The sequence below is a fragment of the Nocardiopsis camelliae genome (assembly GCF_028993595.1).
Classification (GTDB): Bacteria; Actinomycetota; Actinomycetes; order Streptosporangiales; family Streptosporangiaceae; genus Nocardiopsis; species Nocardiopsis dassonvillei.
This window is the reverse complement of the sequence record NZ_CP118614.1, coordinates 5152162-5165959: the sequence shown is the minus strand read 5'-3', so window position 1 is coordinate 5165959 and position 13798 is coordinate 5152162. Positions and strand designations below refer to the sequence as shown.

Below are 13798 nucleotides of genomic sequence, written 5' to 3'. Positions count from 1 at the left end.
GCGGACGCGGTCCCGTGGTCGTCGTGGGCGCGGGCCTGTCCGGCCTGGCCTGCGCCCTGCACCTGCTGGGCGCGGGGCGCGAGGTCGTCGTGGTCGAGCGCGAGGCGCACCCGGGCGGGCGCGCGGGGCGGCTCGACCTGGACGGCTTCCAGATCGACACCGGCCCCACGGTGCTCACCATGCCCGAACTCCTGGACGAGGCGCTGGGCGCGGTCGGCGAGACCGTGGCCGACCGGCTGGACCTGGTGCCCCTCAGCCCCGCCTACCGCGCCTCCTTCGCCGACGGCTCGGTGATCGACGTGCACACCGAGCGCGAGGCGATGGCCGCCGAGGTCGCCCGGGTGGCCGGGCAGCGCGAGGCCGACGGCTACCTGCGGCTGCGCGACTGGCTCACCCGGCTGTACCGGGTGGAGATGCGCTCGTTCATCGACGCCCGGTTCCGGTCCCCGCTGGACCTGGTCCGACCCGACCTGTTCCGGCTCCTCGCGATGGGCGGCTTCGGCAGGCTGGCCCCGGCCGTGGGCCGCCACGTGCGCGACGAGCGGCTGCGCCGGATCTTCTCCTTCCAGTCGCTGTACGCGGGGGTGGCGCCGGAGAGCGCCCTGGCCGCCTACGCCGTCATCGCCTACATGGACACCGTCGCCGGAGTGTACTTCCCCCGGGGAGGGATGCGCGCCCTGGGCGACGCCCTCGCGGGCGCGGTCGCCAAGGCCGGGGGAGCCGTCCGCTACGGCCAGGAGGTCGCGCGCCTGGAACGCGCGGGCGACCGCGTCAGCGCCGTCGTCACCGCGGACGGCGAGCGCCTGGCCTGCGACCAGGTGGTGCTCACCGCGGACCTGCCCGCCGCCCACCGGCTGCTCGGCCACAAGCCCCGGCGCCCCGTGGCCGCGCGCTACTCGCCCTCGGCGGTCGTGCTGCACCTGGGCACCGACCGCACCTGGGAGCGGCTGGGCCACCACACCATCTCCTTCGGCGCCGCGTGGAAGCGCACCTTCACCGAGATCATCCGCGAGGGCCGCACCATGAGCGACCCCTCCCTGCTGGTCACCCAGCCCACCCTCACCGACCCGTCACTGGCCCCGGAGGGGCGCCACCTGCTGTACGTGCTCGCCCCGGCGCCCAACCTGGCGGCGGGCCGCATCGACTGGGACCGCGAGGGACCGCGCTACCGGGACCGCCTGGTCGGGGTCCTTGAGGAGCGCGGGCTGGAGGGGCTGGACGCCTCCGTGCGGGCCGAGCACCTGGTCACCCCGGCGGACTGGGCGCGACAGGGGCTCGCGCACGGCACGCCGTTCTCGCTGTCGCACACCTTCGCCCAGACGGGGCCGTTCCGTCCGCGCAACACGGTCCCCGGCACCTCCAACGCCGTCCTGGCCGGGTGCGGGACCACACCGGGGGTCGGCGTGCCGACCGTGCTGATCTCGGGGAAGCTCGCCGCGGCCGAGGTGGTCCGCAGAACCGGAGGCGGCCGATGAACACGGGAGCCGCCGAACTCGACGCGGCCGGGATCACCGGCGGGCCGCTGCGGGAGGCCTACCTCAGGTGCCGGGCCCTGCACGCCCACCACGGGCGCACCTACTACACGGCCACGCGGGTGCTGCCGCCCGAGCACCGGCCCGGGGTGCACGCCCTGTACGGCTTCGCGCGGTGGGTGGACGACATCGTCGACGAGCCCTCGCCGGGCGCCACGGTCGCGGACCAGACCGCCCGCCTGGACGTCATCGACGCCGACCTGGCCCGGGTCCTGGACGGCGAACCCGCCCGGGACCCCGAGGCGGCGCCGGTGCTCTCGGCCCTGGCGCACACGGTCCACCGGTACGAGCTGCCGCACGCCTACTTCACCGCGTTCATGGCCTCCATGCGCATGGACCTGACGGTGGCCGGCTACCGCGACCTGGAGCACCTGCGCGAGTACATGTACGGCTCGGCCGCGGTGATCGGCCTTCAGGTGCTGCCGGTCCTGGGGACGGTGGCGCCGCGCGAGGAGGCGGCCCCGCACGCCGCCGCGCTGGGCGAGGCCTTCCAGCTGACCAACTTCCTGCGGGACGTGGCCGAGGACCTGCGGCGCGGCCGCGTCTACCTGCCGGAGGAGGCGCTGGCCGCGCACGGTGTGGACCGCGAGCTGCTGGAGCAGTGCGCGCGGGCCCGGGAGCAGCACCCGCGCGTGCGGGAGGCCCTCGCCGACCTGGTGGAGGTCAACCAGGGCTTCTACCGGCGGGCCGAACCGGGCATCGCGATGCTCTCCCCCGTGGCGCGCCCGTGTGTCGCCACCGCCTTCCGGCTCTACCGCGCGATTCTGGACGAGGTGCGTGCGGCCGACTACGACGTGTGGAGCGTCCGGCACCGCGTCTCGGACACCCGCAAGGCGGCCGCCGCCGTACCCGCCCTCGCGCGGTCGCTGATCGCGCGCTCCCTGCGCGGCCGGGTGCCGCGCCCGCGGACCGGCTGAGGACGCGCGGTCCGCCCCCGCCCCCTCGAACGACGTACCTGGAGGACCCCGTGACACTGCCCGACCCGCGACCGCGGCGGCTTCCCCTGCGCCGCATGCCCGCCACCACGTGGAGGAAGCAGGAACCGACCTGGCGGGAGGGCTCGCCCTCCGTCATCGGGTCGGCGCTCAAACGCGCGCTCGCCCGGCCCTCGGGGAACTGGTTCGTGCTGGCCGCGAGCACCGAGGTCCGCGCGGACCGGCCGTTCGGACGCGTCGTGGCCGGAACCGAGCTGGTGGCCTGGCGCACCCCGGAGGGGACCGCGCACGCGGGGCCGGGCGCCTGCCCGCACCTGGGCGCGCCGCTGTGCCGGGGCGCGGTGGACTCCGGGCGCCTGGTGTGCCGGTGGCACGGGTTGTCGCTGGACGGCGGCGGCTTCCCCGGGTGGGACCCCTACCCGGTGCACGACGACGGCGTCCTGGTGTGGGTGCGCCTGGACCGGGAGGGCGGTGAGGAGCCCCTGGACGAGCCGGTGGTCCCCGAGCGCCCCGCGCTGCCGGGGAGCCTGGTGGCGGTGGAGAGTCTGGCGGGGCGGTGCGAACCCGAGGACGTGGTGGCCAACCGGCTCGACCCCTGGCACGGCTCGTGGTTCCACCCCTACTCGTTCGTGGGGCTGAAGGTGACCGAGGTGCCCAAGGGGGCCGACCCCGACCCGGACCGCATGGTGGTGGACGTGGGGTTCCGGGTGGCGGGCCGGTGGGGCGTGCCGGTGCGCGCGGAGTTCCGCTGCCCGGACCCCCGCACGGTGGTCATGCGCATCATCGAGGGCGAGGGCCTGGGCAGCGTGGTGGAGACGCACGCCACCCCGCTGGGCGTGGACGACAAGGGCGTGGCGCGCACGGCGGTCATCGAGGCGACCGTGGCCAGCTCGGAGCGGATCGGCTTCCTGCTGGCCCGTAAGCTGGCGGGTCCGGTCGTGCGCCCCGTGATGCGGATGGCCGCCCGGCGCCTGTGGAGGGACGACCTGGACTACGCGGAGCGCCGGTACCTGCTCAGGAGCACCGGCCGCTGGCCCGGCTGACCCGCCGGGGCCGCTAGGTCGTGTTCCTCGGATCATTTCGGGCTCGCGACCACCGGGCTGCCTCTCGCTGCGCCGATTTCGCTTGAAAAGCCAACCAGGCTGACCCGCGCGAACCGTCTTGCGAGAGATTGCCCGGACGGCCGCTCGCGGATCCGAAAGCCTCCGCGGAACACTCCCTAGGACGTCCTGGACCACCGGGCGAGCGCCCGCAGCGGCGCCGACCGGCCCCGCCGGGGCACGGTCCACACCGTGTGCCCCGGCCGCCCCCACCGCGCCAGCAGGGCGTTGGCCGCGAGCAGACCGCTGGTGGCGGCGCGTTCCATGAGGGCCACGGGCAGGTCGGTGCGCACGTGGTCGCCCGCCACCGTCACGAACGGGTCGGGTGTGGTGACCCCGCACCGGTCCCGGTGGCTGCCGGGCGCGAACAGCGGGCAGTCCGCGCGCAGTTCGTGCCGGGCGTCCACCGCGCGGGCCCCGCGCAGCTCCGGGTAGACGGACTCGGCCTGTTCCCGGAGCCGGTCCCGTTCGTACTCGGGGCTGCACCCCTCCTCCAGCGCGTAGGCGTGCAGCTCCACCACCGACCCGCCGGTGCGCCGGGACCACTCGCGGGCCTCGTCCTCGTACCGTTCCAGCACGCTGATGTTGTCCAGGGTGGGGTAGCCCGCCGTGCCCAGGAAGGCGGGCCGGTGCGGGCGCACGGGCCGGTCCAGCCAGTAGCGCGACACCAGGAACGGGGGAGCCGTGCGCACCCGGGCCACCCGGCCGCGCCAGTCCGGCCCGCCCAGTCCCGGCGAGGCCGCCACCAGGTCGCGGGTTCCGGCGGGGTCGGCGGCCAGCACCACGGCGTCCGCGCCCTCCTCGAAGGCCTCGCCCCCGGCCGTGCGCCCGCGCAGCGTGAACCGGCTCCGCGGTTCCCGGCGCTCCGGTTCCCCGCCCTCGCGTGCCCGGTCCGCCGCCTCGACCAGCACGCCGGTCCGCAGCCGGACCCCGCGCTTGGCCAGGTAGCGCTCCAGGGGGTCCCACAGCGCCTGCGGGAACGGCGAGCCCGGCACGTCGAACACCAGACCCTCGGACGAGCCGAGGAAGTACACGTGGAACATCAGCGCGAGTTCGGCGGCCGACAGCACGCCGGGGTCGGAGAAGAAGCTGCGGGTGAACACCTCGAAGGCCAGGTGCCGTGCCGTGGGCGGGAAGCGCACCGCGTCCAGCAGGTCGCGGGCGCTGAGGTGGTCGAGCCGCTCGTACACGCCGGGCACGTCCACGTCGAACAGTTGCAGGGCCGCGGGCAGGTTGACCCGCGCCATGTCGCGCGCCGGGAAGCTGGGGCTGGTCGCCGCCAGGACGGCCGCGTTCCACGGTGGGGTCGCGGGCAGCCCGGAGAAGCGGTCGCGCGGCCCGTCCCGGTGCACCAGCGGGTAGTCGGTGAGCGGCACCAGCGCGTCGAGCCCGGGGTCGCCGCGGCGCAGCAGGGCGCGCAGGTTGTAGTACTGCCGGAAGAACGCGTGGAACCCGCGGGTCATGGTCGCGGGCGAACCGTCGGAGAGCGTCGTGGCCCAACCGCGCAGCCGCCCCCCGAACGAGGGTTCGCGCTCCAGCACCGTCACGTCCACGTCCCGCTCGGCCAGTGCGCAGGCCGCCGCCAGCCCGGCGATGCCGCCGCCGACCACGACGGCGCGGGGCCTCCCGGCGGTCGCGGGGCCGGTCGGCGGGGCGGGCGGGACGGCCTCGGCCAGGGGGTCGCGGACGCCGGGGGGACGGCCGGACCGGTCGGAGGCGGGGCGCGCCCCGGGGCGCCCCCCGCCGTCAGAGCTCGTCAACGCGGCCTCCCGGAGCGCTGTTCGGAGCGCCTTTGCGAACGCTGTTCAGAGCGCTCTCCAGGGCGCCGCTCGAATCGCCGTTCGGGCGCCGTCCCACGAACGTGTGCGTGACCCCGTACTGCCAGCCGGGCAGCGGCGCGCTGGCCACCGACTCCAGGCCCGCGCGGCGCATCCGGTCCAGCAGCGCGCCGCGGCCGTCGAACTCCAGAACGCTGCGCCACAGGTAGCGGAACAGGTCCGCCCGGCCGGTCAGCGCCTTGCCCGCCGGGATCACCACCCCCCAGCACACCGCCGACCACACCGCCCGCGCCGACACCGAGTCGGCCACGGAGTACTCGTGCAGGACGACGCGGCCGCCGGGTTTGAGCAGCGCGCGCACGGAGGCGAGCAGGGCGTCGGGGTCGGGGCAGTTGCGGATGAGGTAGGCGCCGAACACCGCGTCCACCGGACCGCCCACGTGCTCCCGGGCCCACTCGGGGGTCAGCTCCTCGGCCCTGGCCCGGTGGAAGGAGACGGACTCCGGCCACCGCTTGGCGCGGGCCGCCTCCAGCATTCCGGGCGAGGCGTCCACGGCCGCGATCCGGGCCCGGGGCAGGGCGCGCAGCAGGGCGGCGGTGGAGGCGCCCGTGCCGCACCCGAGGTCGAGCAGGCGCAGCCCCGTGCCGTCCCAGGGCAGGCCCAGCCGCCTGGCGGAGACCCGCAGGTGCGCGTGGTAGCCGGGGTTGGCGCCCACGAGCCGGTCGTAGGCTCCGGCGGCGTGGTCGAACTCGTCGGTGACCGCGCCGTCCTTCATGGCGTGCGTCGTGGTGTCCACGTTCTCCTCCCGGGGGGTGTTCGCGTGCGGGCGCGGCCCTTCCCGTGCATGCTGGGGGCATGGCCGACTACGACGTGGCGATCATCGGCGGGGGAGCCGCTGGGCTCACCCTGGCCCACCAGCTCCGCGGGGTCAATGACCGACGTGGCCGACCGCTGCGGGTCGCCCTGGTCGAACCGCCCCCCGGACCGCACACCCCTCCGCCCCGCACCTGGTGCTTCTGGGAGCCCGACGGCGGGCCGTGGGACCACCTGCTGGCCGCCCGCTGGGAGGACCTGTCCGTGGTGGGGCCTGACGGGGCCTCCCACGACTCCTCGGCGGCGCCCTACGTGTACAAGATGCTGCGGTCGGCCGACGTGGACGCGCACGTGCGCGCCTCGGCCGGTGAACACGTGGACCAGCTCCCGGTGCTGGTCACCGGGGTCGCCGACGGCGCCGAGCACGCCGTGGTGCGGGGCACCGGACCCGGGGGAGGGGAGCGTGCGCTGACCGCCTCGTGGGTGTTCGACTCGCGTCCGCCCCGGCCCGCCCCGCGCGGGCGCACGCACCTGCTCCAGCACTTCCGCGGCTGGTTCGTGCGCACGCCCGACGACGCCTTCGACCCCGCCTCGGCGGTGCTCATGGACCTGCGCCCTCCCCAGCCCGCCAACGGCGTGGCCTTCGGCTACGTGCTGCCGCTGTCGTCGCGCGAGGCGCTGGTGGAGTACACCGAGTTCGGCCGCGAGGCGCTCACGACCCCCGAGTACGAGCGCGCGCTCAAGGACTACTGCGGTCTGCTCGGGCTGGGGGACGTGGAGGTGACCGCGGCCGAGCAGGGCGTCATCCCGATGACCGACGCGCGGTTCCGGCCCCGCGCGGGGCGGCGCGTGTTCCGGGTGGGGACGGCGGGCGGCGCCACCCGGCCCTCCACCGGGTACACGTTCAGCGGTGTGCGGCGACAGACGGCCGCGGTGGCGCGGGCGCTGGCCCGGGGGCGGGTCCCGGTGCCGCCGGTGCCCCACCGGCGCCGCCACCTGGCGATGGACGCGGTCATGCTGCGGGCCCTGGACACGGGGCGGGTGCGGGGAGCGGAGTTCTTCGCCGGGCTGTTCGCGGCCAACCGCCTCGGGGACGTGCTGGCCTTCCTGGACGGCGGTTCGCGCCTGTCCCGGGAACTGGCGATGGGCCTGAGCACACCGGTCGCGGCCATGTCGCTGACCAGCCTGGACCAGGCGTGGTACGCGCTGCGCGGGGCCGGTGCCGGGGCCGACGCGAACAGCCTCAGCCGGGGGCCAGGGTCCGCACGGCGTCGGTGAGCGAGCCCAGGTGCCCGGCGGACAGGCCCGGCGCCGCGCCCAGCGACCGCCAGCCCGGTCCGGCCGTGTACACGGCGGTGGCCTGGGCCGACTCCGCCGCCGCGCGCACCGCGGCCCGCAGCGCCGAGACGTCGTCGGCGTTCCCGGCGTGGGACCACAGGACCACCGCGCGCGGACCCGTGCGGCGCACCGCCCGCACCGTCGCCGCCACGGGCGTGCACGGCCCCAGCACCCGGCGAGGCACGCCCCGTTCGCGCAGCGCGGCGGCCAGCGCCTCCATCGGAAGGCTGTGCATCTGGCCGGGGCCGCAGGCCAGGACCGTGGCACGGCCCGCCGCGTCCGTGTCCGCCGGGGCGGCCACGCGGCGCAGCGCCGAGGACACGCACCACGACAGGAGGTGCTCCACCTCCACGTAGCGCCGGGTGTCCTCCCACTTGCGGCCCATCCCGTACAGCAGCGGCATCGCCAGGTCCTCCCATGCCGCCACCACGCCGCGCTCGTCCAGCGCCTCCTCCAGCAGTGCTTCCACGAGTTCGGCGTCCATGCGCATGGCGGCGCGGGCGATCCCCTGGAGGGTGGGCCCGGCCGGACCGAGCGGCAGGGTGTCCCCGCCCGGGCGCGAGCGGGACCGTGCGCGCCTCCCGGGGGCCTCCGCTCCCTCCCCGGAGGACTCCGTCTCCTCCCGGCCGACCCCCGCGCCCCGCTGCCGGGGAACGCGCGGCGCGGCGGCGGACGCCGAACCCCCGCGGGCCGGGTCCAGCACGCACTCCGCCGCCGAGGCGGGCGACAGGCCCTCGCCGACCAGGCGGCACAGCTCGCGCAGGCGCGCCACGTCGGCGGGGGAGTAGCGGCGGTGCCCGCCCGGGCTGCGCTCGCGCGGCCCCACACCGTAGCGCCGGTCCCAACTGCGCAGCGTGGAGGGCGAGACCCCGAGCAGACGCGCGGTCGCCCCGGGGGTCAGTGCGTCGGCCATGGCGCCCCAAGCGTTGCGAAAGCGGTGCGTCTTGTGTCGCGCACCACACGCGTAGAACTCTAGCTGGGAGAACACCGGAAGGGGCAGCACCATGGATCTGGACACCAGGCGCCCGGCCGACCGCCGTCTCAGCGTGGTTTACCGTGTCGGCGCCGGACTCACCGGACTCGTACTCATGGGCTTCGGCATCGCGGGGCTGGTGGTCAGGCTCCCGCTCTTCGACACCCAGGGGGAGGTCATCGCGGGCCTGTCCACCAACGGCGCGCTGAGCTTCGTGTCCGTCGCGATCGGCTCACTGCTGCTGGGCGCCTCCGTGCTGGGCGGCTCGTTCGCCTCCACCGTCTGCACTGTGGTGGGCGTGGGGTTCGTGGCCAGCGGACTCGTGAACCTCTACCTGATGAGCGCGGGGCCCAACATCCTGGCCTTCTCCATGCCCAACGTCATCTTCAGCTTCGTCGTCGGGATCATGGTGATGACCTTCGGCATGTACGGCCGGGTCAGCGGCGGCCTGCCCGAGGACAACCCGTACCGCCGCAGGCGCGCGCGGCGACGCGAGCGCCGCCACGGCGTGGTCGGTGCGACCGGATGAGTCAGTCCGTCCTGGTCACCGGGGCCACCGGCTACATCGGCGGGCGCCTGGTGCCCGAGCTGCTCGCGGCCGGGCACCGCGTCCGCTGTCTGGCGCGCACCCCGGACAAGCTGCGCGACCAGCCCTGGCGCGACCGCGTGGAGGTGGTCCGGGGCGACGCGGTGAGCGGCGAGGGCCTGGCCGAGGCGTTCGCGGGCATCGACACCGCCTACTACCTGGTCCACTCGATGTCGGGCGGGCGCGACTTCGCGGGCACCGACGCCCGGGCCGCCCGCAACGCCGCCCGCGCGGCGCGGGAGGCGGGCACGACCCGCCTGGTCTACCTCGGCGGACTGGCGCCGCACGGGGAGGGCCTGTCGGCGCACATGGCCTCGCGCGAGGAGGTCGGCCGGATCCTGCTGGAGTCGGGCGTGCCCACCGCCGTGCTGCGCGCCGCGGTGATCCTCGGCTCCGGCTCGGCCTCCTTCGAGATGCTGCGCCACCTCACCGAGCGCCTGCCGGTGATGACCACGCCCCGGTGGGTGCGCAGCCGCGTCCAGCCGATCGCCGTGCGCGACGTGCTGCGGCTGCTGGTCGGTTGCGCCGAACTCCCGGAGGGGACCAACCGGACCTTCGACATCGGCGGCCCGGAGGTGCTCTCCTACGCCCGGATGATCCAGCGCTTCGCCGGGGCGGCGGGGATCGCCAGGAGGCTGATCGTCCCCGTCCCCGTGCTCTCGCCGGGCCTGTCCAGCCTGTGGGTCGGCCTGGTCACGCCGGTGCCGCCCGCGATCGCCCGGCCGCTGGTGGAGTCGCTGCGCCACGACGCGGTCGTCGGCGAGGACGACCTGTCCGAACTGCTGGACGACCACGACCGGATCGGCTTCGACCGGGCCGTGGAGCTGGCCCTGCGCCGCGTGGACGAGTCGCGGGTGGACACCCGCTGGTCCTCGGCCGCCTGGCCGAGCGCCCCGTCCGACCCCCTGCCGAGCGACCCCGCCTGGGCGGGCGGCAGCCTCTACACCGACGTGCGCGCGCGGTACGTCGACGCCGGAACGGAGGCGGTGTGGCGGGTCGTCGAGGGCATCGGCGGCGAACACGGCTGGTACTCCTGGCCGCTGGCCTGGGCCGCGCGCGGCTGGATCGACCTGGCCGTGGGCGGGGTGGGCCTGCGCAGGGGGCGGCGCGACCCGGAGCGGCTGCGGGTGGGCGACTCCCTGGACTTCTGGCGGGTGGAGGAGGTCGTCCCCGGCGAGCTGCTGCGGCTGCGGGCGGAGATGCGCCTGCCCGGACCGGCCTGGCTCGAACTGGGCGTGGCCCGCGTGCGCGGACGCACGGTCTACCGCCAGCGCGCGCTCTTCCACCCGCGCGGCCTGCTGGGGCACCTGTACTGGAAGGCCGTCACGCCCTTCCACGGGGTCGTGTTCGGCGCGATGGCCGACAACATCGTCGCGGCCGCGGAACAGGCCTCCCGGGAACGGGCGTCCTCGAAGCGCGCGGCCCCTCGGGGGGCGCACGCGCGCCGCTGACACCCGCCTCCCCGGCCCCGGTCCGCGCGGACCGGGGCCGACGGCGTTCGCGCCCGACCGCACCGCCGACGGGCGGTGACGGGGGACACATCCGCGCCGGGCGGGGGCGGGCGCATGGCGGGAGCGGACTGGGGTAGGGTCATGCCGAAAGTAACTCGAAAAGCGAGATGCTCAAATTTCGAGCAAGCTGACGGTGTGAGAGGGATCCCGAACGTGGACAAGGACAACGGCAGACCACCTGCCAGGCGGTCGCGCTGGTGGATCGGAGCGGCCCTGCTGGTCGCCCTGGTGTGGCTGGCGGGCGCCGGGCCCCTGGGCATGTTCCTGGGCAGGCTCGGCGAGGTGCAGACCAACGACCCGGGCGCGTTCCTGCCGGTGGGCGCCGAGTCCACCGAGGTCAGTGGGATCGCCGAGGAGTTCGACCGGGAGGAGGCGGTCCCGGCCGTCGTCGTCTACTCGCGCGAGGACGCCGGGGAGGACGGGGGCGAGGCGCTCGGAGAGGGCGAACTCGCCGACATCGCCGCGGTCGCCGAGCGCGTGGGCGGGGAGCCCTGGGTCTCCGGCTCCGTCGTCGGCCCGATCCCCGGCACCGAGGACCCCTCGGTCGCCCAGTTCGTGGTGCTGCTCGACCCGGCCGCCGACACCGGAGACGCGGTCGAGGACCTGCGCGCGGTGCTGGCCGACGACCCCGTGCCGGGGCTCCAGGTCCAGGTCACCGGTCCCGCCGGTTTCGCGGCCGACCTCGCCGCGGCCTTCGGCGGCATCGACTCCACGCTGCTGATCGTGGCCATCACCGCCGTGCTGATCATCCTCGTGGCCGTCTACCGCTCGCCGCTGCTGCCGGTGCTGGTCATCCTCGCCTGCCTCCTCGCGCTCGGCCTGTCCGGCGCACTGGTCTACCTGGCCGCCGACACCGGCCTGGTCAGCCTCAACGGTCAGAGCCAGGGCATCCTGTTCATCCTGGTCGTGGGCGCCTGCACCGACTACGCGCTGCTGCTCGTGGCCCGCTACCGCGAGGAACTGGCCGTCCGCGACCGCGTGCCCGAGGCCGTCGCGGCCGCCGTGCGCGGCGTGACCGGTCCGGTCCTGGCCTCCGGCGGGACCGTCATCCTCGGCCTGCTCTGCCTGCTCGCCGCCGACCTGGCCTCCACCCGCAGCCTCGGCCCCGTGGTGGCCATCGGCGTCGTCGCGGCCCTGCTCTCGGCGATGACCTTCCTGCCCGCCGTGCTCGCCCTGTGCGGACGCGCCGCCTTCTGGCCCGTGGCCCCGCACAGCGGCGGCCGGACGGACGGAACCCTGGACGAGGTCGTGGCCAGCCACCGGTTCTGGGGCCGCCTGGCGACCACCGTCTCGCGCAGGCCGCGCCTGTACTGGATCGTCACCACCGCCGTCCTGGCCGCCGCGGCCGTGTTCGCGCCCCAGTTCGACGCCGGGGGCACCGGCCAGGCCGAGGTCTTCCGCACCGAGGTGGAGGCGGTCGACGCCCAGGAGGCGCTCGACCGGGGCTTCGGCTCCGACGCCAGCGCCGCCCCCGCCCTGGTGGTCGCCGACGCCGACCACCTGGACGAGGTCGTCCGGGCCGCCGAACGCCTGCCCGTCGTGGACGGGGCCGCGCCGGTGACCGAGCCCGGCCCGCCCGGCGCCGACCTGCCGCCCCTGGTGGAGGACGGCCGGGTGCTGGTCGAGGTGGTCCTCACCGTCGGCCCCGAGTCGGCTGAGGCGGTGGACGCGGTGCGCGACCTGCGGACCGAACTGGACTCCGTCGAGGGCGCCGACGCCCTGGTCGGCGGGGTGAGCGCCACCGACCTGGACACCCTGGACACCGCCCAGCGCGACTTCGTGGTCGTGGTGCCGCTGGTGCTCGTGGTGGTCTTCCTCGTGCTCATCCCGCTGCTGCGCTCCCTGGTGGCGCCGCTGCTGCTGATGGCCGTGAACGTCCTGTCCTTCGCCGCGGCGCTGGGCGTGGGAACGCTGCTGTTCGAGCACGTGCTCGGCCTGCCCGGCGCGGACCCGGTGGTGCCGCTGTTCGCGTTCGTGTTCCTGGTGGCGCTGGGCATCGACTACAGCATCTTCCTCATGTCCCGGGCGCGTGAGGAGACGCTGCTGCACGGGCACCGCGAGGGCGTGCTGCGCGCGCTGACCGTCACCGGCGGTGTGATCACCTCCGCCGGGGTGGTGCTGGCCGTGACCTTCGCGGCCCTGGCGGTGATCCCGCTGCTGTTCCTGCTCCAGCTGGCCTTCCTGGTGGCGTTCGGCGTGCTGGTGGACGCTCTGCTCGTACGGACGGTGCTGGTGCCCGCGCTGTCCCTGGACGTCGGGTCCCGCGTGTGGTGGCCCGGGCGCGCGGGCCGCGCCCCGAAGAACGCCGAGGAGCGCGAACCCGCCGGGCGCTGACGCCGCGTCGGCCCCGTAACCCCGGACCCGGCCCGTCGTGCGCGCTCGTCGGGCGCACACGGCGGGGCGGGGCGGGGCGGGGCGTGTGCGCGCTCCGGAGGCCGCTACAGGGCGTCTCCGGGCAGGTCCGCGTAGGCCGCGGCGAACTTGCGCACCAGCGCGGCCTGCGGCAGGTGGACGCCGTCGATGGCGGCCACCGGCCGCACGCCCGCGGTGGCGTTGGTGATGAACGCGCCCGCCGTACGGGTGCTCGCCGCCGAGGCGATCGGCCGGGTGGTGACCGGGATGCCGAGGTTCTCGGCGGCCCGGCTGACCAGCGCCGTGGTCACCCCCGGCAGGCAGGGGGCCTGCGGCCAGACCAGGCCGCCGCCGTCCAGGAAGCCGATGTTCCAGGTGGGGCCCTCCGAGACGCGGCCGTCCACGCCCATGAACAGCGCGTCGTCGTAGCCGTCCAACTGGGCGGCGCGGCGCTGGCGGAGCGCTCCGAACAGGCCGGTGCTCTTGACCTGCGGGGTGTCCCGGGTGAAGAGGCGGGTGCCCAGGCGGACCGGGGGAGGGGAGGCGTTCTCCGGCGCGGGACGGGTGCTGACGAGGATCTGCGGGAGCTGGCGGGCGGAGGGCCGGCCCAGGTCCATGTGGGGGTCGAAGACGGTCACGCGGACCACCGAGGGGGAGGGGTGGGCGCGCGCGGAGCGCCGGGCGAGCTCGCGGACCCGGGGGATGTCGAGTTCGACGCCGAAGAGGGTGCGGCAGTCGTTGCTCAGGCGTTCCATGTGCAGGTCGAGGCCGCGGACGCGCAGGTCGGTGACGAGCATGGTGGTGAAGTGGCCGTAGCCGTACAGGGCGAGGCCCGCGAGTTCCCCGGTGCTGACGGGGCGTCCGTTCAGTTCCATGAGGT

General features: G+C 75.7%; 11 protein-coding genes. 7 read left to right on the top strand and 4 right to left on the bottom strand.

Annotated features, from left to right (window positions below; translation table 11 throughout):
* Nucleotides 1–14 precede the first annotated feature (14 nt).
* Genes crtI through PV789_RS22510 form a run of 3 tightly spaced genes read left to right on the top strand, consistent with a single transcriptional unit; the run spans nucleotide 15 to nucleotide 3510 of the window.
* Nucleotides 15–1475, top strand: a complete 1461-nt coding sequence (crtI, locus tag PV789_RS22520) for a phytoene desaturase family protein (protein ID WP_274978216.1) — start codon at nucleotides 15–17, stop codon at nucleotides 1473–1475.
* Nucleotides 1472–2449 carry a phytoene/squalene synthase family protein gene (locus PV789_RS22515; RefSeq protein ID WP_248771738.1) on the top strand — a complete coding sequence of 326 codons (978 nt, stop codon included), beginning with the start codon at nucleotides 1472–1474 and terminating at the stop codon, nucleotides 2447–2449. The genes crtI and PV789_RS22515 overlap by 4 nt, the downstream gene beginning before the upstream one ends.
* A 50-nt stretch (nucleotides 2450–2499) precedes the next feature.
* Nucleotides 2500–3510, top strand: a complete 1011-nt coding sequence (locus PV789_RS22510) for a DUF5914 domain-containing protein (protein WP_274974435.1) — start codon at nucleotides 2500–2502, stop codon at nucleotides 3508–3510.
* 176 nt (nucleotides 3511–3686) lie between these two features.
* Here PV789_RS22510 and PV789_RS22505 read toward each other — a convergent pair whose 3' ends face one another.
* Both PV789_RS22505 and PV789_RS22500 read right to left on the bottom strand, forming a co-directional pair.
* Nucleotides 3687–5327, bottom strand: coding sequence for an FAD-dependent oxidoreductase (locus tag PV789_RS22505; RefSeq protein WP_274974434.1), 1641 nt, complete (start codon nucleotides 5325–5327; stop codon nucleotides 3687–3689).
* Nucleotides 5314–6141 carry a class I SAM-dependent methyltransferase gene (locus tag PV789_RS22500; protein WP_274974433.1) on the bottom strand — a complete coding sequence of 276 codons (828 nt, stop codon included), beginning with the start codon at nucleotides 6139–6141 and terminating at the stop codon, nucleotides 5314–5316. The genes PV789_RS22505 and PV789_RS22500 overlap by 14 nt, the downstream gene beginning before the upstream one ends.
* Before the next feature lie 59 nt (nucleotides 6142–6200).
* On the opposite strand from PV789_RS22500, the gene PV789_RS22495 reads away from it, so the two are divergent.
* Nucleotides 6201–7436 (top strand): lycopene cyclase family protein, encoded by a 1236-nt coding sequence (locus PV789_RS22495; RefSeq protein WP_274974432.1) that lies wholly within the window; start codon nucleotides 6201–6203, stop codon nucleotides 7434–7436.
* On the opposite strand, the gene PV789_RS22490 is transcribed toward PV789_RS22495, so the two are convergent.
* A complete protein-coding gene (locus PV789_RS22490; protein ID WP_274974431.1) occupies nucleotides 7402–8409 on the bottom strand; it encodes a MerR family transcriptional regulator in 1008 nt (335 codons plus the stop codon). The two genes, PV789_RS22495 and PV789_RS22490, sit on opposite strands and share 35 nt — an antisense overlap.
* A 91-nt stretch (nucleotides 8410–8500) precedes the next feature.
* Between PV789_RS22490 and PV789_RS22485 the strand changes: the two genes are divergently transcribed.
* The 3 genes from PV789_RS22485 (at nucleotide 8501) to PV789_RS22475 (ending at nucleotide 12900) form a co-directional block, all read left to right on the top strand.
* On the top strand, nucleotides 8501–8998 hold the full coding sequence (locus tag PV789_RS22485) for a DUF4383 domain-containing protein (protein ID WP_212643113.1): 498 nt from the start codon (nucleotides 8501–8503) through the stop codon (nucleotides 8996–8998).
* The gene (locus PV789_RS22480) at nucleotides 8995–10506 is read left to right on the top strand and encodes an SDR family oxidoreductase (RefSeq protein WP_274974430.1); all 1512 of its coding nucleotides are present in this window, start codon (nucleotides 8995–8997) and stop codon (nucleotides 10504–10506) included. The genes PV789_RS22485 and PV789_RS22480 overlap by 4 nt, the downstream gene beginning before the upstream one ends.
* A 213-nt stretch (nucleotides 10507–10719) precedes the next feature.
* Entirely contained in the window at nucleotides 10720–12900 is a 2181-nt protein-coding gene (locus PV789_RS22475) for an MMPL family transporter (protein ID WP_274978215.1), read from the top strand.
* Nucleotides 12901–13004: 104 nt separating this feature from the next.
* Here PV789_RS22475 and PV789_RS22470 read toward each other — a convergent pair whose 3' ends face one another.
* Nucleotides 13005–13793 (bottom strand): aminotransferase class IV family protein, encoded by a 789-nt coding sequence (locus PV789_RS22470; RefSeq protein ID WP_274974429.1) that lies wholly within the window; start codon nucleotides 13791–13793, stop codon nucleotides 13005–13007.
* Nucleotides 13794–13798: the final 5 nt, after the last annotated feature.

Coding starts and splice junctions, on each gene's coding strand:
- PV789_RS22515 (WP_248771738.1), top strand. CDS start 1,472: ATGAACACGGGAGCCGCCGAACTCGACGCGGCCGGGATCACCGGCGGG.
- PV789_RS22495 (WP_274974432.1), top strand. CDS start 6,201: ATGGCCGACTACGACGTGGCGATCATCGGCGGGGGAGCCGCTGGGCTC.
- PV789_RS22490 (WP_274974431.1), bottom strand. CDS start 8,409: ATGGCCGACGCACTGACCCCCGGGGCGACCGCGCGTCTGCTCGGGGTC.
- PV789_RS22485 (WP_212643113.1), top strand. CDS start 8,501: ATGGATCTGGACACCAGGCGCCCGGCCGACCGCCGTCTCAGCGTGGTT.
- PV789_RS22480 (WP_274974430.1), top strand. CDS start 8,995: ATGAGTCAGTCCGTCCTGGTCACCGGGGCCACCGGCTACATCGGCGGG.
- PV789_RS22470 (WP_274974429.1), bottom strand. CDS start 13,793: ATGGAACTGAACGGACGCCCCGTCAGCACCGGGGAACTCGCGGGCCTC.